Below are 21,198 nucleotides of genomic sequence, written 5' to 3' on the forward strand. Positions count from 1 at the left end.
GGGCGGCGCGGGCGGCCGGACGGCACGCGCCGACCCGCGCGCGTGCGTCGCGCGTAGACTCCCGGTCGTGAGCGCATCCCACGGGTCGAGGGCAGTGATCGCGGCATTCCTCGCGAACACCGGCATCGCCATCACCAAGTTCATCGCCTGGTTCTTCTCGGGCTCCGCATCGATGCTGGCCGAGGCCATCCACTCGGTCGCCGACGCCGGCAACCAGCTGCTGCTGCTGCTCGGCGGCAGGCTCGCGAAGAAGCAGGCGACGCCCGACCACCCCTTCGGCTACGGCCGCGAGCGCTACGTGTGGGCGTTCATCGTCGCGCTCGTGCTGTTCTCGGTCGGCGGCCTGTTCTCGATCTACGAGGGCATCTCGAAGATCCAGGACCCGCACGAGCTCGACATCATCTGGCTGCCGCTCGTCGTGCTCGGCATCGCGATCGTGCTCGAGAGCTTCTCGTTCCGGACGGCCATCGTGGAGGCCAACAAGGTGCGCGGCAAGACCGGCTGGTGGGCGTTCATCCGCACGTCGAAGAGCCCCGAGCTGCCCGTCATCCTGCTCGAGGACCTGGCCGCGCTCGTCGGCCTCTCGCTCGCGTTCGTCGCCGTCGGCCTCACCGCCATCACCGGCAACCCGCTCTTCGACGCGATCGGCACGCTCTGCATCGGCGTGCTGCTCATCGCCGTCGCCGCGATCCTCGCGGTCGAGATGAAGTCGCTGCTGATCGGCGAGGGCGCGACCCGCGAGGACAACGCGCGGATCGCCGCCCTGCTCAACGCGCACAAGGGCGTCGAGTCGGTCATCCACATGAAGACGCTCTACCTCGGCCCCGACGAGCTCATGGTGGCCGCGAAGATCGCGTTCCCGCCGCAGTCCGACATCGAGCACGTGTCGCGCACCATCAACGACCTCGAGGCCGACCTGCGCACCCAGGTGCCGCACGCGCGGGTCATCTACATCGAGCCGGACCTCTACGTCGAGCAGCCCGAGACCGCGCCCTCCACCGACCACATCGTCATCCAGTCGGGCAACTGAGCGCGACTGCGTAGGCTGACTGCATGGAGTTCCTGCACTCGCTGCTGCTCACCGCCCACCTCGTGGGGCTGTCGATGCTCATCGGCACGTTCATCCTCCAGATGCGTGCACGGGCGGGCTACAGCTTCACGATGATGCTGATCGGCGCGTCGATCCAGCTCGTCTCGGGCGTCGGCCTCTACGGCCTCGCCATGGCGGGCGACGGCGACGTCAACCACGCGAAGCTCGGCGTGAAGGGCCTCATCGCAGTGGTCGTCTTCGTCGCCGCGCTCATCGGCTTCCTGCGCCAGCGCGCGATCCACGCCGAGCGGTCGCGCCTGACCGCCGGCGGCGCCGTCTCGGTCGGCAACCTGCAGGTCGAGCGCAAGCTCGGGCCGTTCTTCCACACCGCCGGCGGCCTCGCCGCCGTGAACCTGCTCATCGCCGTCTTCTGGCGCTGACGGCCGCCCGATGCCCTGGCTCGACCTGCTGGCCTGGGCGGGCGTCCTCGGCGCCGCGGCCGTGCTCGTCGCGCTCGGCCCGCGCATCTGGCACAGCGCATCCACGCAGCGCGCTCGCCGCATGGGCGGGCTCGGCGTGATGGACGAGATCTACCGACCGGCCACGTACGAGCAGCGCATCGCGGAGCAGCGCAGCGCCGAGGCGGGCGACAGCGTCGACGACCTCGAGCCCAAGGAGCGCCGCCCGCCAAGGGCATCCTCAACGGAGTGACCGGTCGCGCGAGGGCACTATCCCCTCGCGCTACCAGCCGCTCCGTTGAGGATCAACGGCGGGGGGCGAAGAAGGCGCGGAGCTGGGCCTCCGCCTCGGCGGCGAGCACGCCGGCGACCACCTCGACGCGGTGCGGCAGCCGGCGCTCGCGCAGCACGTCGACGACGCTGCCCGCCGCGCCCGCCTTGTCGTCCCACGCGCCGAACACGACGCGCTCGACCCGGCTCGCGAGGATCGCGCCCGCGCACATGACGCACGGCTCGAGCGTGACGACGAGCGCGCAGCCGTCGAGGCGCCAGGAGCCGAGCCGCGCCGCAGCCTCGCGCAGCGCCACCACCTCGGCGTGGGCGGTCGGATCGTGGCGCAGCTCGCGCTCGTTGCGTCCGGTGCCGAGCACCTCGCCGGATGCGTCGACCACGATCGCACCGACCGGCACGTCGGCGCTGGCAGTCGCGGCCGCCGCCTCGTCGAGCGCGAGGCGCATGAGCGCCTCGTCGCGTGCCGCAGGCCGCATCCGCCCTCCCCGATCGGGCGTGCCGTCCCGCGCCCACTACCCTGAAGCCTATGCGCGTCCACGTCGCCGACCACCCGCTCATCACGCACAAGCTCACCGTCCTGCGGGACGAGCGCACGCCCTCCCCCACGTTCCGATCGCTCGTCGGGGAGCTCATGACGCTGCTCGCCTACGAGGCGACCCGCAACGTGCGCGTGACGCCGAAGGAGATCACCACGCCGGTGACGACCACGACGGGTGTCGAGATCGCCGAGCCGCGGCCGCTCGTGGTGCCGATCCTGCGCGCCGGCCTCGGCATGCTCGACGGCATGACGACCCTCGTCCCGACGGCGGAGGTCGGTTTCCTGGGCATGGCCCGCAACGAGACGACGCTCGAGCCGTACACGTACGCCGAGCGCCTCCCGGAGGACCTCTCCGACCGCCAGTGCTTCGTGCTCGACCCCATGCTCGCGACCGGCGGCTCGCTGTCGGCCGCGATGCGATTCCTCTTCGACCGCGGCGCGGTCGACGTCACCGCGATCTGCCTGCTCGGCACGCCGGAGGGCATCGAGCGCGTCGAGCGCGACATGGACGGCCACGACGTGACGATCGTGCTCGGCGCGCTGGACGAGCGCCTCAACGAGCACGGCTTCATCGTGCCTGGGCTCGGCGACGCGGGGGACCGCCTCTACGGCACCGTCGACCACTAGGCGCTCGCGCGGCCCGGTTTGTGTCACCGGAGCGGTCGGCGACCGCGCCCGGGCGGCTCCGCCCGCCGACGTCACACTTCGTCACATTCGCTGACGGCGTCGTTTGACATCGCCGGATGCAAGCCGCGATACTGACAGGCATGACGACCACCTCTGCCCTCCCGACCGTCTTCGCGGCCGATGGGACGAACGGCATGATGATGCCGATGGTTGCCATGCGTCGAATGTGTGCTTGAGCGCAGCTCGCACCGTCCGATCGCTCCAGCAGCGCTGACGCCCTCGCGCGTCGCCTGCGGGCCTGAGCAGCCCTAGCGAGCGATCTCCGAACCGCATCGTCGGTTCGCACTCGACACTCGACACCGAGCCCTGGCGCATCGGTGTCCTCCACGAGTCGACGGCCCTCATCGCCCGTCCCAGCATCGCAGGCCGGACGGCCGTCGACCGCTCGCCGGAAGGCATCCCCATGACCATCACCGCTCTCCCCACCCGCACCCGCCGCCCGTCGCTCGAGACCCGCGTCGACGGCTCCTCGGCGCTCGCCCCGAAGCGTGCCATCGCTCCGGCGGCCCGGCCCGCTGCCCGTGCGCCGCAGATCCGCCCGGTCCCGGACGGCACCGAGGCCCGCGGCTTCGTGCTCTACGTCGGCCTCGGCGAGGACGCCGCGGCCTCCGACCACATCGAGCTCGCCCGCCTGGTCGGCGAGCTGCGCGCCCTCACCTCGCGGCTCGCCCCGAGCGCCGAGACGCACGCCGCCGTCGCGCTCGCCCCGGCCGGCGCGGGCGGCCGCGACGTGGATGTCGTGCGTCGCGCGCTGCAGGACCCGGCCGTGCAGCAGCCGGTCGTCGACACCGACCCCGGCATCGTCATCGACCTGACGCGCAAGCGCGTCGCGATCGGCGATGAGATCGCCGCACTCACCTACCGCGAGTTCGAGCTGCTCCAGCACATCGTGCTGCGCGAGGGCTCGACCGTCGGACGCTGCGCCATCATCGACGCGCTCTGGGACGCGGACGACGAGAACCGCCCCAACGAGCGCACGATCGACGTGCACGTGCGCCGCCTCCGCTCGAAGCTGGGCGACTACGCGGAGATCATCCGCACGGTGCGCGGCGCGGGCTACCGGTTCGACCGGCACGCCGACGTGACGGTGCTCGCGACGGGCCCGAGCCCCGACCGCTTCTGAGCGGCCACAGCCTTCTCACAGGCGGCTCTGGGGCGGTTCGTTACCGATCCGTTATACGTTGGGCGCACGTTGATCGTAGTGCTGTGGCGGTCGACGGAAGCGATGGCCGATGCCTCGCTTGGTGCAAGGGACTGGGGCCGGTCGGGAGAACCCGACCGGCCCTTTGCACGCCCGCCGACGCGTCAGCGGGCGGCGGCGAGGAACTCCGCCGCACGCCGCCGGAAGGTGCCGGAGGTCGGCGCGTTCATGTGGTTCCGACCGGGGATCGGCTCGAAGCGGCCGTCCGGCAGGAGCGGCAGCAGTTCCTGCGTATCGGCCGCACGCCGGTCCTTGTCGCCCGTCATCAGCAGGGTGGGCATCGTGGGGGGCGCCGCCTCGGGGTCGAAGAGCGTGCGCGACACCTCGCCGGCGAGCGTCACGAGCGTCTCGGGGTCGTGCTCGGGGAAGACGCCGGCGAGCTCGACCACGAAGGCCTCCATCTCGCCCGGCTCCGCCTCGTCGCGGAGCGCGCTGCGGGCGAGGTCGACGTCGAACCGCTGGAACGGATCGCCGGCGGGCAGCCCGCCGAGCACGAGCGCGCGGAACGCCTGCGGCCGCGTGCCCGCATGGCGCCACAGCAGCCTCGCGCCCATCGAGTAGCCGACCGCTCCGGGCGCCTCCGGCAGCGCGAGCTGCTCGAGCACCGCGTCGACGTCGTCGAGGAAGTGCGGCACGGTGTAGCCGACCGACGGCCGGTCGCTCTCGCCGTGCCCTCGGAGGTCCATCGCGATGCCGCGCAGCCCCCGCTCGGCGAGCGCATCGCCCCAGCGGGTGTCGATCCAGTTGCGCTTCGCGTTCGACGAGAACCCGTGGATGAGCAGCACCGGTGCGCCGTCCGGGTCGCCGAGCTCGTGCAGTGCGATGCGGACCCCGTCGGGGGCCATGGCGAAGACGGTCATGCAGCTCCTCACGATGCAGGACGCGCATCCCGCTCGTCATAGGCTACGCACATCCGAGAGAGGGTCCGCGTGGCACGTTCCGTCCTGTTCATCAAGCACATCGAGTACGAGACGGGCGGGCACGCGGCGACGCTGACGTCGCACCTGCCGACGCGCGAGGCGGTCTTCCCGTCGCAGCTGCCGCCGCTCGACGAGATCGCGGGCATCGTCATCACGGGTGGGCAGATGAGTGCTGCGGAGGAGGACGAGCACCCGTCGCTCGCGCTGACAGCCGACCTCGCGCTGCGCGCGATCGATGCGGACATCCCGGTGCTCGGGCTCTGCCTCGGCCACCAGATCATCGGGCGCGCGCTCGGCGGGGAGCACCGCGAGGGCGCGGTCGACGAGGTGGGCATCATCGACATCGACGTCGTCGCGCCAGAGCCGTGGCTCGGCGGGCACGTCGGCCCGGTCGGCGCGATGCGCTGGAACAGCGACGTCGTCGCCCTCCCGCCCGGCGCGACGCTGCTCGCGACGAGCGCGACGGTCGAGAACGAGGCCTTCCGCTACGGGTCCGCGGTCGGCATGCAGTTCCACCTCGAGGCGGACGACCGGGTCATGCGGCTCTGGGACTCGGTCGCGTCGCCGACGCTGTCGGAGCTGCGCACGCCGGATGCGGTGGCCGCGTGGCGAGCGCACCTCGCGACCGACACGACGCTGCAGGGCATCGTGCAGCGCGGCTTCGCCGCGTTCGCCGAGGACTGCGCCCGGCGGCTCTAGGCCGGCCCCGTAGCACGGCACCGGCCGCGGCCGCGGCCGCGGCACGACGCTTGCGGTTCACACCGTGTGAAGGGATGAGGTGAGCGGCATGGAGACCATCGGGCAGCTCGCGCAGCGCACGGGGACATCGCGTCGCATGCTGCGGCACTGGGAGGCGCAGGGGCTGCTCGTCCCTGCTGCGGTCGATCCGTGGACGAAGCAGCGGCGCTACGCCTCGGCGCAGGCCGGGCGGGTGCGCGCGATCGCCGCGCTCCGCGAGGTCGGCTTCGGGCTGGACGCCATCCGCGACCTCCTCGACCAGGGCCTCACCGAGCCGCGGCTGCTCGAGCTCCTGCGTGATCGGGAGTCGGAGCTCGCCGCTCGCATCGCGCAGGACTCCACCGCCCTCGAGCGGGTGCGGGCACGACTGCGCTCGATCGAGCGCGACCGGAGCACCATCACGCATGCCCTCACCCTCTCCGCCGTACCCGCCGTCGACCTGCACGGCGTGACGGAGGTCGTCGCGGACGAGACGGAGCTGCCGGATGCGGTCGGACGCCTGCTGGCGCTGCTCGGCGTCGATGAGATCCCGACCGCGGATGTCGTGCTCACCTTCGACGGGACCACGGACGAGCGCGTCATCACCGTCGCGGCAGCCATGCAGGACGTCGGCCCCGCGCCGGCAGCGCGACCCATCTCGCTGCCGCGCATCGGTCAGGCAGCGAGCGTGCGGCTCGACGAGCGGCCGAGCAGCACCGCAGACGCATGGGTCGCACTGGACGCCGCGCTCGAGGCCCGAGGGCTGTACGCGAGGGGGCCGTACCTGCAGATCCTGCATGCGGACGGCGGCATCACACTCGTCGTCGCGGTGAGCGGGGCGCCCGCGTGCCCCTAGGAGGCCGCGCGCTGGCGACCGCGGTCGTCGACGTCGGACCAGATCGCGTCGAGCGACAGGTCGAGCACGGCAGCGATCGCGGCCACCGTCGAGAATGCGGGCGTCGCGACGCGGCCGGCCTCGATCTTCCGGAGCGTCTCGGGCGAGACGCCGGCGTCGAGCGCCACCGACAGCATCGTGCGATCGCCCCTGGCGCGCCGCAGCACCGCGCCGAGGCGCCGGCCGCGCTCCACGTCGGCGGGAGTGAGCGGCAGTCGGACCATGGCTCGATGCTAGCCGGGATAGTCTTACCGGGATAGGTATTGGTCGCGGAAGGGGCGATGCATGATCGAGATCCTGAACCCGTCCGAGCTCGGGCGCGCGAGGGTCACCGGCCGGATCGTCGCCGACATCCTGCAGGCGCTCCGCGCACGCACCGCGGTGGGCACGAACCTGCTCGAGATCGACCGCTGGGCGCAGGCGATGATCGTCGAGGCGGGCGCCGTCTCCTGCTACGTCGACTACGCACCGTCGTTCGGCCGCGGGCCGTTCGGCCATTACATCTGCACGGGCGTCAACGACGCGGTGCTGCACGGCCTGCCGCATGACTACGCGCTCGCCGACGGCGACCTGCTGACCCTCGACCTCGCCGTCTCGAAGGACGGCATCGCCGCCGACGCGGCCATCAGCTTCGTGGTCGGCGACAGCCGCCCCGCCGAGAGCGTGGCGATGATCGAGGCGACGGAGCGCGCGCTCGCCGCGGGCATCGCCGCGGCCGTCCCCGGCGCCCGCATCGGCGACCTCTCGCACGCGATCGGCAGGGTGCTCACCGAGGCCGGCTATCCGATCAACACGGAGTTCGGCGGGCACGGCATCGGCTCGACGATGCACCAGGACCCGCACGTCGCCAACACCGGGCGGCCCGGCCGCGGCTACCGCCTGCGACCCGGCCTGCTGCTCGCGCTCGAGCCGTGGATCATGCAGGACACCGCGACGCTCGTCGTCGACGCCGACGGCTGGACGCTCCGCAGCGCGACGGGCGCGCGGACGGCGCACAGCGAGCACACGATCGCGATCACCGACGACGGCGCCGAGATCCTCACGCTGCCGACGACGCGAGGCTGACGGTCGCGGGGCGCGCTGGCCCCCGACGCTCGCCGCGCGGCATGATGCAGGCATGCACCGCACCCCGAGGCGACCCTCGTGAAGCTCCTGCTCACGTCGATGGGCGTCACCAACCCGAGCATCGCCGAGGCCCTCGAGCGGCTGCTCGGCAAGCCGATCGCCGAGTCGAGCGCGCTCATCATCCCGACGGCCGCGTACCCGTTCGCCGAGGGACCCTGGATGGCGCGCGAGGCGATCGCCGGCACGGCGCCAGGGCCGCTGAGCGAGCTCGGCTGGCGATCGCTCGGCGTGCTCGAGCTCACGGCGCTGCCGACCATCCGCGAGGAGAGCTGGGTGCCCGCGGTGCGGGATGCCGACGCCCTGCTCGTCTGGGGCGGCGACGTGCTGTACCTGTGCCACTGGATGCGCGAGTCCGGCCTGGCGGACCTCATCCCCTCGCTCTCCGAGACGGTCTACGTGGGGGTGAGCGCCGGCAGCATCGCGGTGACGTCGTACAACTGCGATGCCGAGTTCGACCTGCAGTTCGTGCCCGACGGCAGCGACATGGCGCTGGAGGCCGAGCGCACGCTCGGCCTGGTCGACTTCGCGCTCGTGCCGCACCTCGTCGGCGACGGTGGGGATGGCGCCTCGCTCGCCGGCATCCAGCGCTGGGCGGCCGGGATCCCCGCCCCGACGTACGCCATCGACGACGCGACCGCGATCGTCGTGGTCGACGGTGCGGTGGAGGTCGTCTCCGAGGGCCGGTGGAAGCTGCTGCAGCCCTGACGCGGCGCTAGACGACGGGGCGCAGGCGGCCGACCGCGACGTCGGCGCTCAGCTGCAGCAGCCCGAGCGGCTCGGTCAGGCGCTCGAGCGTGCCCTCGGGGATCGCCCCCGCGCGCTCGAGCATGGCGAGCGCGACCGGTGCGCCGGCGCGGCGCGCCCCATCCGCCGTCTTCACCACGGCTGTGGTGCCGTCGGGGGCGACCATCGCCTGCGTGCCCTCCGCGCCGAACTTCGTGGCGCATCCCGTCTCGGCGATCACGACGGCGTCGGGGCGACCCGCGCCGTCGATGAGCGTCGGATGCGCCCGCATCGCGTCGCCGACGGAGCGCCCGCCGCCGATCGCGTCAGGCGCGAGCCGGCGGAAGGCGCGCGCGAGCCCGACCGGCGAGGTGGGGAACACGAGCGCGCCGCAGCCGTCGTGCGCGAGCCCGATGATGGGCTCGCCGGCCGCCGTCGCGACGCCCTGGCGCAGCACGTCGGCGAGCTGGTGGTCGTCGGCCCAGTAGTCGCTGGGCGTGCCGAGCGCGCGGGCGGCCGCTGCGAGCGCGATGTGCTTGCCGACGCACATGTGCGCGAAGCGGCGCATCGAGCCGTCGGGCGCCTTCATCGGCGGGCAGCGCAGCGCATCCTCGGCGACGCCGAGGCGCTCGGCCATGGCCTGCGCGGTGTCGAGGTGCTCCTGATCGGCCCAGTGGCTCGCGCTCGCGAGCGCCGCGTGCGCCGGTGCCAGCTCGACGAGTCCGGCGTCGAGCAGCGCCGCGGCGAAGAGCGGCTTGAGCGCGCTGCGGGCGAGGAAGGGCGCCGCGACGTCGCCATGCGCCTCGATGACGGTGCCATCGGGATCGATGAGGACCGCGACGCCTCGGTGCTGGGACTCGATGAAGCCGTCGCGCTCGACGACGGCGAGGAGCTCGGTGGTGGGCACGGGATCCAACGTAGCGGCGCGGGCCTGCGCGGAGATGCGCGTCAGGTGGGCGCCCCGCCGCGCTACTCGGCGCGCAGGACCGGCGGGCTCGCCGCCTCCACGCCGAGCAGCAGCCGCTTCGCCTCGACACCGCCCGCGTACTGGCCGAGCGCGCCATCGCCGCGCACCACCCGATGGCACGGGATCGCGATCGGCAGCGGGTTGCGCCGGCATGCGGTACCGACCGCGCGCACCGCGCGCGGCGAGCCGGCCGCTGCGGCGACCTGCGCGTAGCTGCGCGTCTCGCCATACGGGATCTCGCGCAGCCGCTCGACGACGTCGCGCCCGAAGCCGCGGGCGAGCGCGAGGTCGAGCGGGCCGTCGAACGCGCGAGCACGACCGTCGATGAGTGCCTCGAGCCGGCGCGCGGCGTCGTCGAGCCGGGCGGGCGCCTCGAGCACGCGCGGGCTCAGCGCGGTCGAGAGCCGCTCGAGCGTCGCCGCGGGGTCACGACCGTCGAACGTGACCGAGACCAGCCCCGCGGGCGTCGCCGCGAGCAGCAGCGAGCCGACAGCGGTGTCGAGCGAGCGGTACGCCACGTCGAGCAGCCCGCGCTCGGCGGCGCGCTCGACGAGCCGCGCGTGCAGCGCGACCATGGGCACGTCGGGGATGGCGCCGAGCATGTCGACCTCAGGCATCGGCGCCTCCCAGCAGCTCGCGCAGCCGGCGCACGCCGTCGGAGGACGCGCGCCGCGCCGCATCCGCCGACGATCCGAGCGTCGCCGCGACCTCGGCGAAGGGCAGCCCGCCGAGGTGGTGGAGCACGACCGCCTCGCGCTGCCGCGTCGGCAGCAGCGCGAGCGCCCGCGCGAGGTCGAGGTCGCGCGCGACCGCGGGCGACGGCCGGTCCGGCACCTCGCCGACCACGAGCCGCGCGCGCCGCCGCAGCACGTCGATCGCCTTCCGGTGCGCGATCGTCACGAGCCACCCCTCGATGCGCGCGTCGTGCGCGAGCCGCGGGTACGCCTCGAGCGCGGCGAGGAACGTCTCGCTCCAGGCGTCGTCGGCGTCGACCTCGTCGAGCAGCGCCCGGCACACGCGCCAGACCCTCGCGCCGTGCAGCGCGACGATCGACTCGAAGGGCGCACGGGTCACGCGACCGAATCTAGCCCGACCGCCACCAGCGACGATCCGGCCTCGTGGTCGAGCAGGAAGCGCTTGCGCTCGACGCCGCCGGCGTAGCCGGTGAGCGACCCGGTCGACCCGACCACCCGGTGGCAGGGCACCACGATCGAGATCGGGTTGCGGCTGTTGGCGAGCCCGACCGCGCGCACCGCCGTCGGCTGCCCGATCGACGCCGCGATCCAGCCGTAGCTGCGCGTCTCGCCGTAGGGGATGGAGCGCAGCGCCTCCCACACGCGCAGCTGGAAGGGGCTGCCATCGGGGTCGAGGTCGAGGTCGAACGCCCGGCGCTCCCCCGCCCAGTACTCGCCGAGCTGCTGCGCCGCATCCGCGAAGCCGGCGTCGTCGCGCTCGCCGAACGTCGCCTCGTCTGGCGCAGGGCGATGGGCGGGCATGTACAGGCCCGTGATGCCGCGCTCGCTCCGCACGAGCGTGAGCCGGCCGATGGGGCTGTCGATGATGGTGTGGGTCATGGCCGCATTCCTCTCATACTCCGCTAACGCGCGGGGGCGACGGAATGTGAGCCTGTGGATGGGCGACGTCGCACCGCTCTAGGCTCGGGGCATGGAGATCGCCCTCGTCCGACACGGCCAGACCGACTTCAACCGCGACGGCAGGCTGCAGGGCACGAGCGACATCCCCTTGAACGAGACCGGCATCGCGCAGGCGCACACCGCGGCTCGACTGCTCGCCGACGGCCCGTCGACCGACGCGCGCTGGGACGCGGTGGTGTCGTCGCCGCTCGTGCGGGCGGCCGTCACGGCCGACATCATCGCCGCCGAGCTCGGGCTCGAGGTCTGCGGTCGCTACCCGAGCCTCATCGAGCGCGCCTACGGCGAGGTCGAGGGGTTGACGAAGGAGGAGGCCGTCGAGCGCTTCGGCACCGACTGGCCCGGCGAGGAGGACTTCGACGACCTGCAGCGCCGCGCCGTCGCCGCCGTCGACGACGTCGCCGCCCGCAACCGCGTCGACGCGCTCGTCATCGTCACGCACGGCACCTTCATCCGCGCCTTCGCCGACCACGTCACCGGCCAGGAGACGCGCACCCCCGACAACGCGCACTCGGTCCGCTTCACCGGCGTCCCGGGCGCCTGGCACGTCGTCGACGGGCTCGTGCTCGCGTGAACCTCGACGCCCTGCGGGCAGCGCTGCCCGCCCACGTGCTCGTCACCGACCCTGTCGCGCTCGACGTCGCGCGCGCCGACAAGTCGGGCCACCGCTCCGTCGCGCCGCCGCTCGCGATCGTCGAGGCGGAGGACGCCTCGCACGTGCAGGCTGCGCTGCGCTGGGCGACCGAGCACGGCGTGCCGGTCGTGCCGCGGGCCGCCGGCACCGGGCTCGCCGGCGGTGCGATCGCCGGCGAGGGCGAGCTCGTCGTCTCGGTCGACCGGATGCGGCGGCTGCTCGACGTCTCGATCGTCGACCAGTCGTGCCGGGTCGAGCCGGGCATCCGCAACGCCGAGCTCAACGACATGCTCGCCACCCACGGCCTCTGGTGGCCGCCGGACCCGGCGAGCCGTGCCATCTCGTCGGTGGGCGGCAACATCGCCACGAACGCGGGCGGCCTGCTGTGCGCGAAGTACGGCGTGACGCGCGAGTGGGTGCTCGCGCTCGACGTCGTGCTCGCGGACGGCAGCCGCATCTCGACCGGCCACCGCACCGTGAAGGGCGTCACCGGGCTCGACCTCACGGCGCTCATGATCGGCTCGGAGGGCACGCTCGGCATCGTCGTCGGCGCGACCCTGAAGCTGCGGCCGCTCCCCGATGGCGGCGTCTGGACGGTCGGCGCCTTCTTCGACGACGAGACCGCCGCGGCCGCGGCGTGCACGGCGGTGACGGCCGCGCGCATCCGCCCGGCGATCATGGAGCTCGTCGGCCGCGACGCGGTGTCGATGCTCGCCGCCTACACGGGGCAGCCGATGGCCGGCGCATTCGTGCTCGTGCAGACCGACGAGCTGGGCGCCGCCGCGACCTCAGAGGTCGTGGCGGAGATCCTGGCGGCGCACGGGGGTCGGGTCGAGCGCACCGACGACGCGGCGCGGTCGGATGTGCTGGTGCAGGTGCGCAGACAGGTGCACTTCGCGCTCGAGTCGTTCGGCACCGTGCTCGTGGAGGATGTCTCGGTGCCGCGGTCGCGGATGGCCGACATGTTCCGCGCGTGCGACGAGGCCGCAGAGCGCCACGGGGTGCGGCTCGCGACGACCGCGCACGCCGGCGACGGCAACCTGCACCCGACCTTCGTCTTCGACGGCACCGAGCCCTCGGAGGCGATCTGGGCGTGCGCGAACGAGGTGTTCGAGGCGGCGATCGCGATGGGCGGCACGCTCACCGGCGAGCACGGCGTGGGCATCCTCAAGCGGCGATGGCTCGTCGACGAGCTCGGCGAGCGCCAGCTCGCGCTGCAGCGGGCCGTGAAGGCAGCCTTCGACCCCGCCGGCATCCTGAACCCCGGCAAGGCGATCTAGCCGGGCAGAGCCTCCCCGACGGCCGGGTGGTCAGGACACGCCGCGCGCGCACGCGCTGCGCGGCGCGTCGTGACCACCCGGCTCACGGGCGGGCGGGTGTCAGCGGACGGCGACCAGGTCGCAGACGAAGATGAGCGTCTCGTTCGGGCCGATCGCGCCGCCGGCGCCGCGCTCGCCGTAGGCGAGGTGGGGCGGGATGACGAGCTGGCGGCGGCCGCCGACGCGCATGCCCTCGATGCCCTGCTCCCAGCCCTTGATGACCATGCCGACGCCGAGCGGGAAGTCGAGCGGGGCGCCGCGGTTGTAGGAGGCGTCGAACTCCTCACCGGTGGAGTGCGTGACGCCGACGTAGTGGACGCTGACCTGCTTGCCGGTCACCGCCTCCTCGCCGTCGCCGACGGTGATGTCGGTGATCTGGAGCTCGGTGGGGGCGGGGCCCTCGGGGGCGTCGATCTGGGGCTTCTCAGTCATGCGCCAATCCTCGCACGTTCGCGCGAAGGCAGGCTCAGTGCTCGTCCTCGTCGGCCTGCAGGCCGATCTCCTCGCGGTCGATGATGCGCTGCGCGACCGCGACGGTGCTCGAGTCGAACCGCCCCGTGCGGCGCACGCGGTCGAGCCAGACGCGCTCCGCCTCGATCGCGACGTGGCGCAGGCGCGAGATCTGCGCGACGTCGGTCGACGGGTCGTCCGGGTCGACCTCGGCGACGTGCGCCGCCCAGTCGCGCCGGGCCAGCATCCGTTCGCTCGCGACCTCGACGATCATCTCGTCGATCCCGTTGACCTCGGCCTCCCGGCGCATCGCCTCGATGCCGGCGTCGATCGCCTCGCCGACGAGCGACTCGAGCTCCGCCCGCCGTCGGTCCGAGGCGTTCTTGCCCACGCCCAGCGCGCGCACGAGGAACGAGAGCGTGCCGCCCTGCACGAGCAGCGTCACGATGGCGACGACGAAGGCGGCGAGCACGAGCTCGGCACGCATCGGGGTGTCGGCCGGCAGCGTCTGCACGGCCGCGACCGTGACGACGCCGCGCATCCCGGCCCAGCCGATCGCGAGCGTGTCGCGCCAGCCGAGCCGCTGGTCGCGCAGCGCCGTGATGTCGTGCCCGCGCACGATGTGGGCGTACCGGAGCCTCGCGCCGCGCTTCGTGCTCGTGTCGACGCTGTCGAGCCGCTCGGCGAGCCGCGCGTGCCCGCGCTGCACGCGGCCGGCGTGGTGGCGCAGCCACGCGAGCAGCGGCGGGAGCGCCGCGAGCCGCACGGCGAGCAGCACCGCGCAGAGCAGCAGGCCGACCGCGACGACCCCGGCGAGGTGCCGCTCCCCCGCGTCGACGGCGGTGATCACGGCGGGCAGCTGCATCCCCATGGTCAGGAACACGCCGTTCTCGACGATGACCGAGAAGGTGCTCCAGGTCGCCGACTCCTGCGCGCGACGCGTGGCGCGGATGCGGATCTGGCTGCGGTTGCCGATCACGAGCCCGGTGACCACGACGGCGACGATGCCCGAGCCGCGCAGCGACTCCGCAGCGAGGAACGAGACGAAGGGGGTCGCGATCGAGATCGCCGTGTCGATGGCGCGGTCGCCCGCGAGCTGGCGCACGAGCACCGTCGCGTAGCCGACGACGACGCCGACGACCAGCGCCACGACGACCGCGAGCGCGAAGTCGCCGACGAGCGCGGCGCCCTCGACCTCGGAGCTGCCCGGCCGCTCGATCGCGGCGACGGCGGTCGTGAGCAGCACGAGCGCGGTCGCGTCGTTGAGGAGCCCCTCGCCCTCGAGGATCGTCACGACGCGCGGCGGCAGCCCGAGCCGCTTGCCGAGCGCGGTGGCTGCGACGGCATCCGGCGGGGCGACGACCGCGCCGAGCGCCAGCGCGGCGGCGAAGCCGATGACCGGCCAGATGGACTGCAGCACGAGCGCGACGGCGAGCGCGCTGAGGGCGACGAGCACGACCGAGAGGTAGCCGATCACGCGCAGGTTCCGGCGGAAGTCGACGGCGGGCACCCGCAGGGCCGCGGTGTAGAGCAGCGGCGGCAGGATGATCGTGAGGAAGACCTCGGGCGGCACGACGATCTCGGGCGAGCCCGGGACGAGTGCGATGACGGCGCCGAGCAGCACGAGGAGCAGCGGCGCGGCCACCCCGATCCGGTTGGCGATCGTGGCCACGGCGCCGATGAGCAGGATGCCGACCACGACGACGAGCGTCACCTCGGTCGCCACGTCGTGCATGGAGAGAGGCTATCGGTCGGCCCTATCACGGCATGGCGCTCCGACGTAGCCTGAGGTCAGCGGCCGCATCCGCGGGCGCGCCGACATCAGGAGGAATCTGCATGGCCATCACCTCGAACGCGAGCACGACCTGGACCGGCGGACTGGGCAGCGGCTCGGGCACGACCACGCTCGGCACCGGATCCACCTTCGACCTCACGTGGCGCGCCCGCGCCGAGGAGGGCGGCGCCTCGACGCCGGAGGAGTTCATCGCCGCGGCGCACGCATCGTGCTTCGCGATGGCCTTCTCGCACACGCTCGAGCAGGCCGGCCACGCGCCGGAATCGCTCGACACCACCGCGAAGGTCTCGTTCGTCGCCGGCACCGGCATCACGACGAGCGTCCTCACCGTCTCGGGCGTCGTGCCCGGCATCGATCAGGACCGGTTCGCGGAGCTCGCCCAGCAGGCGAAGGCCGAGTGCCCGGTGTCGCAGGCCCTCGCGGGCATCGACATCCAGCTCGGTTCGGTAGAACTCCGTTCCTGAAGATTTGCTCAGGGAAAACTTTGCTTCCGCAGAAAACCTGATGCATCGACTATAAAAAGATCAGACGATCTTCCGTCCAACCTGAACCTAGAAGGAGCGTCATGAAGTTCAACAAGCCCAGCCGCCGTGGTGACGACTTCATCATCATGGGCGACCTCGTCATCACCGGTGACGACTTCATCATCATGGGTGGCGGCGACCTCTAAGCAGTCGTCCCCTCAACGGCCGCGGCGCCGACTCCCCGAGTCGGCACCGCGGCCGTCGTCTGTTCCGGGGCGGATGCGCGCCGCGCAGATTCGCTCGCGCCCTCAGTCGAACGGCACGCCCGTGAGGGTCTCCGAGATCTCCCACAGCCTGGCGCCCTCCGTGCTTCGCAGCGGCGGCCAGAGCGCCTGGCGTCCGGGAGGGCCGCCGACGCTGCCGGGCCCCTGCGGGCCGTAGAAGCCGCCGTCCTCCGCCCCCGATGCCGTCGCAGCCATGATCACCGGCAGCTTGGCGCTCTCGACGGTGCCGACGAGCAGCCCGCGCGCCGAGAGCCACCGGATCACCCGCACCTGCGGGGTGTCCTGCGCCCTGCCGACCTCCGGGCGTGCCGCGAGCAGGCTCGTCGGCGCGACGCCCGGATGAGAGAGGTTGCTCGTGATGCCCCAGCCACCGCTGCGGCTGCGGCGGCTCAGCTCGAGCGCGAACAGCCCGACCGCGATCTTCGACTGCTGGTAGGCGCGCATGCCGTCGTAGGAGCGCTCCCACTGCAGGTCCTCCCAATGGATCATGCCGCTGCGGGCAGCGATGCTCGCCTGCGAGGTCACGCGCGCACGACCGGCCTTGAGCAGCGGCAGCAGCTGCCCGGTGAGCGCGAAGTGGCCGAGGTGATTCGTGCCGAGCTGCAGCCCGAAGCCGTCGGCGGTCGTCTGCCGCTCGGGCGGCGTCATGACGCCGGCGTTGTTGATGAGCAGGTGGATCGGCTCCCCCTCGGCGCGCAGCCGCTCGCCGAGCGCGGCGATCGAGGCGAGCGACGCCAGGTCGAGCTCGGCGAGCGTGAGCCGCGCATCAGGCTGCTCGGCGCGGATCCGAGCGACCGCCGCCTCGCCCTTCCGCATGCTCCGCACCGGCATGACGACGTCGGCACCGGCGTTGGCGAGCCGCGTCGCGATGCCGAGCCCCATGCCGTCGCTCGCGCCGGTGACGACCGCGCGCCTGCCGGTCAGGTCGGGGATGGTGATGTCGTACGGCGTGCGTGGCATGGGATGCCTCTCCTCACGTGGATGCGGTGCGCCGGCGGGCGCCCTCGTCGATCGTCGCCGCGGCACGCACCCGTCAGCCACGGCCTGACGATCCGTGGCTGCGGCGTCCCACGGCGGGAGAGGATGCTCGCATGATCGATCGCACCGGGCTCGCCGAGTTCCTCCGCCGTCGCCGGGAGGCGCTGCAGCCCGAGGACGTGGGGCTGCCGCGTGGGCAGCGCCGCCGCACGAGCGGGCTCCGCCGCGAGGAGGTCGCGGCGCTCTGCCACATGTCGACCGACTACTACTCGCGCCTCGAGCGCGAGCGCGGGCCGCGACCCTCCGAGCAGATGCTCGCCTCGATCGCGCAGGGGCTCCGGTTGACCCGTGACGAGCGCGACCACCTCTACCGGCTGGCCGGCCACGAGGCTCCCCCTCGCGGTTCGGGCACGGATCACGTCAGCCCCGGCATGATGCGGATCTTCGACCGACTGGGTGACACCCCCGCCGAGATCGTCACCGAGCTCGGCGAGACCCTGCGGCAGACGCGACTCGGTGCGGCCCTCATGGGCGACTCGACGCTATTCACCGGCCCCGCGCGCAGCATCGGCTACCGGTGGTTCACCGACCCGGCGGCCCGCGCGCTCCATCCGCCCGAGGACCACGACTTCTACTCCCGCCTCTACGTCTCGGGCCTCCGAGGCGTGGCGACGCTCCGCGGGCCTGAGTCGAGGGCCGCGCGCCTCGCGCACGAGCTGCACGCATCGAACGCGGAGTTCCGCGCGCGGTGGGAGCAGCACGAGGTGGGGCTCGCGCCGAAGGACGTGAAGCGCTACCAGCATCCGGCGGTCTGCTACCTCGAGCTGCAGTGCCAGGTGCTGCTCGACCCGGCGCAGGCGCACTCGCTGCTCGTCTTCACCGCGACCCCGGGCAGCGAGAGCCACGAGAAGCTGGAGCTGCTGTCGGTGCTCGACGCGGAGCAGGCTGCAGCACGGTGATCGACCGCGCTCACTCCTTCTTATAGAGCGTGCGCCCGGCGACGATCGTCTCGACCACCTGGGCCTCGAGCAGCGACCGCGCGCCGGCCGTGAAGGGATCGCGGTCGAGCACGACGAGGTCGGCGGCGAACCCGACGGCGAGACGCCCGCGCCATCCGCCGTCGCCCACGGAGGCCGCCGCGTCGCGGGTGGCGTGGCCGATGGCGCGCTCGAGCGGCAGGGCGAAGTGCGGATGCACGGCGGGCACGCTGGGATCCAGGGCCGATGCGCGGGTGGCCGCCACGTACATGTTCGCGAGCGCGCCGTGCGGGGCGGTGGGCGCATCGGTCGAGAACGCCAGCAGCGCCCCGGCATCCTCGTACTCGACCCACGGGAACGCGCGCTCGACCCGCTCGTCGCCGAGCATCTCGGCCCAGTTGGCGAAGATCGCCGGGTCGGCGTGCACCGGCTGCATCGACGCCGTGACGCCGAGCCGCGCCATCCGCTCGGCGGTGCCGGGCGCCGCGTACTCGAGGTGCTCGATGCGGTGCCGGCGCGGACGGTCGCCGTTGCTCGCGACGGCACGCTCGATCGCCGTCAGCGCCACGTCGCTCGCGAGGTCGCCGATTGCGTGCATCGCGACCTGCAGCCCCGCCGCGTCGGCCGCGGCGACGACGGGCTCGAGGTGCTCGGCGGGCCAGATCGGGTCGGCGTTCGAGCCGTCGGCGTAGGGATGCCGCATGGCCGCGGTGCACGCGTCGATCACGCCGTCGAGGATGAGCTTGATGCCGACGACCCGCAGCCACGGGGTCGAGGGGTCGGCCGCGAGCTCGACGGCCCGGGCCACCTGCGCGAGGTTCTGCGCCTCGTCGCCGGTGTTGTCGATGAACCAGTGCGCGGCGACGCGGATCGGCAGGTCGCCCCGCCGCTCCTGCATGCGCCGCAGCGCGGCCAGCCCGAGCTCGTCGAACGCCATGTCGACGACGCCGGTGACGCCGGCGGCGAGGTATGCCTCGATGGCTCGCTCGGCCCCGGCATCCCGGTCAGCGTCGATCGTGACCGCGTCGCGATGGGCCCACGCGTGGTGGGTGGCGGCCGTCTCGAGCAGCAGCCCTGTCGGCTCGCCGTGCTCGTCACGGACGATCTCGCCACCGAGCGGGTCGGGCGTCTCGCGCGTGATGCCCAGCTCGGCGAGCGCCGCCGTGTTGACCCAGCACGAGTGGTAGTCGTTGGCGTCGAGGTAGACGGGGATGTCGGGCACCGCGGCGTCGAGCATCGCCGCGGTCGGCCTGCCGCCCGGGATGGACCCGAAGAGCCAGCCGCGGCCCCAGATGGCGGTCGCGCCCGGGTCGGCGGCGCGCGCGTCGCGGAGCAGCGCCTGGATCTCGTCGAGGCTCTGCGCGTCGGTGAGGCCGACCTGGCCGAGCGCTGCGCCCAGCATCAGGAGGTGGGTGTGCGCATCGGTGAAGCCGGGCAGCACCAGGCGTCCCTCGAGGTCGACCGTCTCGTCGGCCTGCGGCGCGTCGGCGTCGGCGCCGACGAACGCGATGCTGTCGCCGTCGACGACGAGCGCCTCGGCCCAAGCGGCGTTCGGATCGGCGGTGAAGATGCGTCCGTTGCGGTAGAGCGTGGTCACGGTCGTCCCTCCTTCGCGAGCGGTGTGCGGAGCAGCACCGCGTAGATCGTCCCGGCGACGAGCATCCCCACCGGCACGGACAGGTCGACGAACCCCGTCGCCTGCGCGACCGGGCCGACCCAGACATCGGTCGCCAGGCACACCGCCGTCGTCGCGCCTCCGGCGAACAGCGCCGCGAGGCCCGGGATGCTCCATCCGCCGGTGTACCAGAACCGGCCACCCCGACGGTCGTCGAACAGGTCGACGCCGTCGTAGGCGTAGCGGCGCAGCAGCACGTCGACGACGAAGATCGCCATCGCCGGCCCCGAGACGATGACGAGGAACTGCAGCATGAGGTTCGCGGCCTCGAGCAGGCTCGACGACAGCACGAGGTAGATCGTGAGCGCGGTGCCCACGATGCCGACGATGATGGCCGCGGGGATGCGGCGGAGCCGGAACCCGATCGCCTGCAGCGCCATGCTCGACGTGTAGGTGGTCATCGCGTTGAGGGCGATCGTGTTGACGACGACGCCGACGACGAGGATGGGCGCGAGCCAGACCGGCAGCAGCTCGAACAGGGCCGCGTCGAGCCCGATCTCGAACGCCGACTCGCTCAGCCCCGTCGCCAGCAGCACGCCGACGCTCGTGAACACGATGAACGGCACCGCGCCGCCGAGCGCCGTCGCGGCTGCGATGTGCGACGGCTTGGTCGAGCGCGGCAGGTAGCGGGCGATGTCCGGGCTGTTGATGAACGACAGCGGCGTCGACCCGAGGATCGTGAAGCCGATCGACAGCGACGACAGCAGCGCGGTGCCCTCGAGCGGCTCGGGGTTGGCGTACGACCAGTCGACCGTCGGCAGGATGAACGCCGTGACCAGCAGGAAGACGACGAACAGCACCGCGGCCATCGCGGGGTAGGCCCGCAGGATGAGCCCGTGGCCGAAGATCGCCACGACGACCGTCACCGTGGAGACCACGAGCGTCACCCCGATGGGCACCCACACCGGGTCGTCGACGCCGAGCCGCCGGAGCAGGTCGGCGCCCATGAACGACGATGCCAGCCAGGTCAGCGACAGGAACACGGCGCCGATGAACCAGCCGACGAAGGCCACGAAGAGCCGGTTGCCGAGGATCCCGTACATCGCGCGCGTCACGACGGAGCCCGAGGTGCCGGCGGCGGGTCCGCTCGCCGCGATGACGCCGGGCAGGACCCAGAGCAGCGACGCGGCGAGGATCACGCCGATCGCCTGCCAGATCTCGAGCCCGAGCAGGATCAGCGTCGCGCCGATGGTGAAGTTGAGGATGCTGACGCCGGGCGCCGCCCACACCAGCACGAGGTCGCGCGCCCGCCCGTGCCGGGCAGCGTCGCCGATCAGCTCGATGCCGCGGGTCTCCGGTCGGGCGGCGGTGTCGACGAACGCCTCCGGGGTGTTCGAGATCTGGGACATGCGCTTCCTCTCCGGACCGAGCGTCGTTGCTATTGGTCATGCGCCCAATGGACTGTTGGTCACACAGTC

At 72.9% G+C, this 21,198-nt stretch carries 25 protein-coding genes; 13 read left to right on the forward strand and 12 right to left on the reverse strand.

Annotated elements, in window-relative coordinates:
- The first annotated feature begins 67 nt into the window (after window positions 1-67).
- The 3 genes from ACVWW9_RS03160 to ACVWW9_RS03170 are packed head-to-tail and all read left to right on the forward strand — an operon-like array spanning window position 68 to window position 1,741.
- On the forward strand, window positions 68-1,030 hold the full coding sequence (locus ACVWW9_RS03160) for a cation diffusion facilitator family transporter (RefSeq protein ID WP_456514336.1): 963 nt from the start codon (window positions 68-70) through the stop codon (window positions 1,028-1,030).
- A gap of 23 nt (window positions 1,031-1,053) precedes the next feature.
- Window positions 1,054-1,470: a hypothetical protein gene (locus tag ACVWW9_RS03165; protein WP_354258571.1), complete on the forward strand. Its 417-nt coding sequence runs from the start codon at window positions 1,054-1,056 to the stop codon at window positions 1,468-1,470.
- Window positions 1,471-1,480: 10 nt separating this feature from the next.
- Window positions 1,481-1,741, forward strand: coding sequence for a hypothetical protein (locus ACVWW9_RS03170; RefSeq protein WP_456514337.1), 261 nt, complete (start codon window positions 1,481-1,483; stop codon window positions 1,739-1,741).
- Window positions 1,742-1,793: 52 nt separating this feature from the next.
- On the opposite strand, the gene tadA is transcribed toward ACVWW9_RS03170, so the two are convergent.
- Window positions 1,794-2,255 carry a tRNA adenosine(34) deaminase TadA gene (gene tadA / locus ACVWW9_RS03175; RefSeq protein ID WP_456514338.1) on the reverse strand — a complete coding sequence of 154 codons (462 nt, stop codon included), beginning with the start codon at window positions 2,253-2,255 and terminating at the stop codon, window positions 1,794-1,796.
- Between the two features lie 50 nt (window positions 2,256-2,305).
- On the opposite strand from tadA, the gene upp reads away from it, so the two are divergent.
- Window positions 2,306-2,944 (forward strand): uracil phosphoribosyltransferase, encoded by a 639-nt coding sequence (gene upp / locus ACVWW9_RS03180; RefSeq protein ID WP_123696269.1) that lies wholly within the window; start codon window positions 2,306-2,308, stop codon window positions 2,942-2,944.
- A gap of 463 nt (window positions 2,945-3,407) precedes the next feature.
- Entirely contained in the window at window positions 3,408-4,127 is a 720-nt protein-coding gene (locus ACVWW9_RS03185) for a winged helix-turn-helix domain-containing protein (protein WP_456514339.1), read from the forward strand.
- A 182-nt stretch (window positions 4,128-4,309) separates the two neighbouring features.
- On the opposite strand, the gene ACVWW9_RS03190 is transcribed toward ACVWW9_RS03185, so the two are convergent.
- The gene (locus ACVWW9_RS03190) at window positions 4,310-5,065 is read right to left on the reverse strand and encodes an alpha/beta fold hydrolase (protein ID WP_456514340.1); all 756 of its coding nucleotides are present in this window, start codon (window positions 5,063-5,065) and stop codon (window positions 4,310-4,312) included.
- 69 nt (window positions 5,066-5,134) lie between these two features.
- Here ACVWW9_RS03190 and ACVWW9_RS03195 point away from each other — a divergent pair, with 69 nt between their 5' ends.
- On the forward strand, window positions 5,135-5,824 hold the full coding sequence (locus ACVWW9_RS03195; protein WP_456514341.1) for a type 1 glutamine amidotransferase: 690 nt from the start codon (window positions 5,135-5,137) through the stop codon (window positions 5,822-5,824).
- A gap of 88 nt (window positions 5,825-5,912) precedes the next feature.
- Window positions 5,913-6,698: a MerR family transcriptional regulator gene (locus ACVWW9_RS03200; RefSeq protein WP_456514342.1), complete on the forward strand. Its 786-nt coding sequence runs from the start codon at window positions 5,913-5,915 to the stop codon at window positions 6,696-6,698.
- Here the strand turns inward: ACVWW9_RS03200 and ACVWW9_RS03205 are convergent.
- Complete coding sequence (locus tag ACVWW9_RS03205) at window positions 6,695-6,961, reverse strand: helix-turn-helix domain-containing protein (protein ID WP_354258550.1); 267 nt, start codon at window positions 6,959-6,961, stop codon at window positions 6,695-6,697. The genes ACVWW9_RS03200 and ACVWW9_RS03205 overlap by 4 nt on opposite strands.
- 61 nt (window positions 6,962-7,022) lie before the next feature.
- Between ACVWW9_RS03205 and map the strand changes: the two genes are divergently transcribed.
- Window positions 7,023-7,802, forward strand: a complete 780-nt coding sequence (map, locus tag ACVWW9_RS03210; protein ID WP_456514343.1) for a type I methionyl aminopeptidase — start codon at window positions 7,023-7,025, stop codon at window positions 7,800-7,802.
- 78 nt (window positions 7,803-7,880) lie between these two features.
- Entirely contained in the window at window positions 7,881-8,567 is a 687-nt protein-coding gene (locus tag ACVWW9_RS03215; RefSeq protein ID WP_456514344.1) for a Type 1 glutamine amidotransferase-like domain-containing protein, read from the forward strand.
- A 7-nt stretch (window positions 8,568-8,574) separates the two neighbouring features.
- Here the strand turns inward: ACVWW9_RS03215 and ACVWW9_RS03220 are convergent, their stop codons facing one another.
- The 4 genes from ACVWW9_RS03220 to ACVWW9_RS03235 form a co-directional block, all read right to left on the reverse strand.
- Complete coding sequence (locus ACVWW9_RS03220; RefSeq protein ID WP_354258541.1) at window positions 8,575-9,492, reverse strand: asparaginase; 918 nt, start codon at window positions 9,490-9,492, stop codon at window positions 8,575-8,577.
- A gap of 62 nt (window positions 9,493-9,554) precedes the next feature.
- Window positions 9,555-10,169 carry a methylated-DNA--[protein]-cysteine S-methyltransferase gene (locus ACVWW9_RS03225; RefSeq protein WP_456514345.1) on the reverse strand — a complete coding sequence of 205 codons (615 nt, stop codon included), beginning with the start codon at window positions 10,167-10,169 and terminating at the stop codon, window positions 9,555-9,557.
- On the reverse strand, window positions 10,162-10,626 hold the full coding sequence (locus ACVWW9_RS03230; RefSeq protein WP_456514346.1) for an RNA polymerase sigma factor: 465 nt from the start codon (window positions 10,624-10,626) through the stop codon (window positions 10,162-10,164). Before ACVWW9_RS03230 ends, ACVWW9_RS03225 begins: the two co-directional genes overlap by 8 nt.
- Window positions 10,623-11,126 (reverse strand): methylated-DNA--[protein]-cysteine S-methyltransferase, encoded by a 504-nt coding sequence (locus ACVWW9_RS03235; protein ID WP_456514347.1) that lies wholly within the window; start codon window positions 11,124-11,126, stop codon window positions 10,623-10,625. The genes ACVWW9_RS03230 and ACVWW9_RS03235 overlap by 4 nt, the downstream gene beginning before the upstream one ends.
- Before the next feature lie 91 nt (window positions 11,127-11,217).
- On the opposite strand from ACVWW9_RS03235, the gene ACVWW9_RS03240 reads away from it, so the two are divergent.
- Complete coding sequence (locus ACVWW9_RS03240; protein ID WP_456514348.1) at window positions 11,218-11,778, forward strand: histidine phosphatase family protein; 561 nt, start codon at window positions 11,218-11,220, stop codon at window positions 11,776-11,778.
- Entirely contained in the window at window positions 11,775-13,118 is a 1,344-nt protein-coding gene (locus ACVWW9_RS03245; protein WP_456514349.1) for an FAD-binding oxidoreductase, read from the forward strand. Before ACVWW9_RS03240 ends, ACVWW9_RS03245 begins: the two co-directional genes overlap by 4 nt.
- Window positions 13,119-13,217: 99 nt before the next feature.
- On the opposite strand, the gene ACVWW9_RS03250 is transcribed toward ACVWW9_RS03245, so the two are convergent.
- Both ACVWW9_RS03250 and ACVWW9_RS03255 read right to left on the reverse strand, forming a co-directional pair.
- Complete coding sequence (locus ACVWW9_RS03250) at window positions 13,218-13,589, reverse strand: FKBP-type peptidyl-prolyl cis-trans isomerase (RefSeq protein WP_123696280.1); 372 nt, start codon at window positions 13,587-13,589, stop codon at window positions 13,218-13,220.
- 34 nt (window positions 13,590-13,623) lie between these two features.
- On the reverse strand, window positions 13,624-15,342 hold the full coding sequence (locus tag ACVWW9_RS03255; protein WP_456514350.1) for a cation:proton antiporter: 1,719 nt from the start codon (window positions 15,340-15,342) through the stop codon (window positions 13,624-13,626).
- Window positions 15,343-15,443: 101 nt separating this feature from the next.
- On the opposite strand from ACVWW9_RS03255, the gene ACVWW9_RS03260 reads away from it, so the two are divergent.
- Complete coding sequence (locus ACVWW9_RS03260; protein WP_354258519.1) at window positions 15,444-15,866, forward strand: OsmC family peroxiredoxin; 423 nt, start codon at window positions 15,444-15,446, stop codon at window positions 15,864-15,866.
- 308 nt (window positions 15,867-16,174) lie between these two features.
- Here ACVWW9_RS03260 and ACVWW9_RS03265 read toward each other — a convergent pair whose 3' ends face one another.
- Window positions 16,175-17,110, reverse strand: a complete 936-nt coding sequence (locus ACVWW9_RS03265; protein WP_456514351.1) for an SDR family oxidoreductase — start codon at window positions 17,108-17,110, stop codon at window positions 16,175-16,177.
- Between the two features lie 131 nt (window positions 17,111-17,241).
- Here ACVWW9_RS03265 and ACVWW9_RS03270 point away from each other — a divergent pair, with 131 nt between their 5' ends.
- The gene (locus ACVWW9_RS03270; protein WP_456514352.1) at window positions 17,242-18,087 is read left to right on the forward strand and encodes a helix-turn-helix transcriptional regulator; all 846 of its coding nucleotides are present in this window, start codon (window positions 17,242-17,244) and stop codon (window positions 18,085-18,087) included.
- 10 nt (window positions 18,088-18,097) lie between these two features.
- On the opposite strand, the gene ACVWW9_RS03275 is transcribed toward ACVWW9_RS03270, so the two are convergent.
- Both ACVWW9_RS03275 and ACVWW9_RS03280 read right to left on the reverse strand, forming a co-directional pair.
- Window positions 18,098-19,702, reverse strand: a complete 1,605-nt coding sequence (locus ACVWW9_RS03275) for an amidohydrolase (RefSeq protein ID WP_456514353.1) — start codon at window positions 19,700-19,702, stop codon at window positions 18,098-18,100.
- Window positions 19,699-21,129 carry a purine-cytosine permease family protein gene (locus ACVWW9_RS03280; RefSeq protein WP_456514354.1) on the reverse strand — a complete coding sequence of 477 codons (1,431 nt, stop codon included), beginning with the start codon at window positions 21,127-21,129 and terminating at the stop codon, window positions 19,699-19,701. Before ACVWW9_RS03280 ends, ACVWW9_RS03275 begins: the two co-directional genes overlap by 4 nt.
- Window positions 21,130-21,198: the final 69 nt, after the last annotated feature.

It is taken from the genome of Agrococcus sp. UYP33 (genome assembly GCF_054060915.1).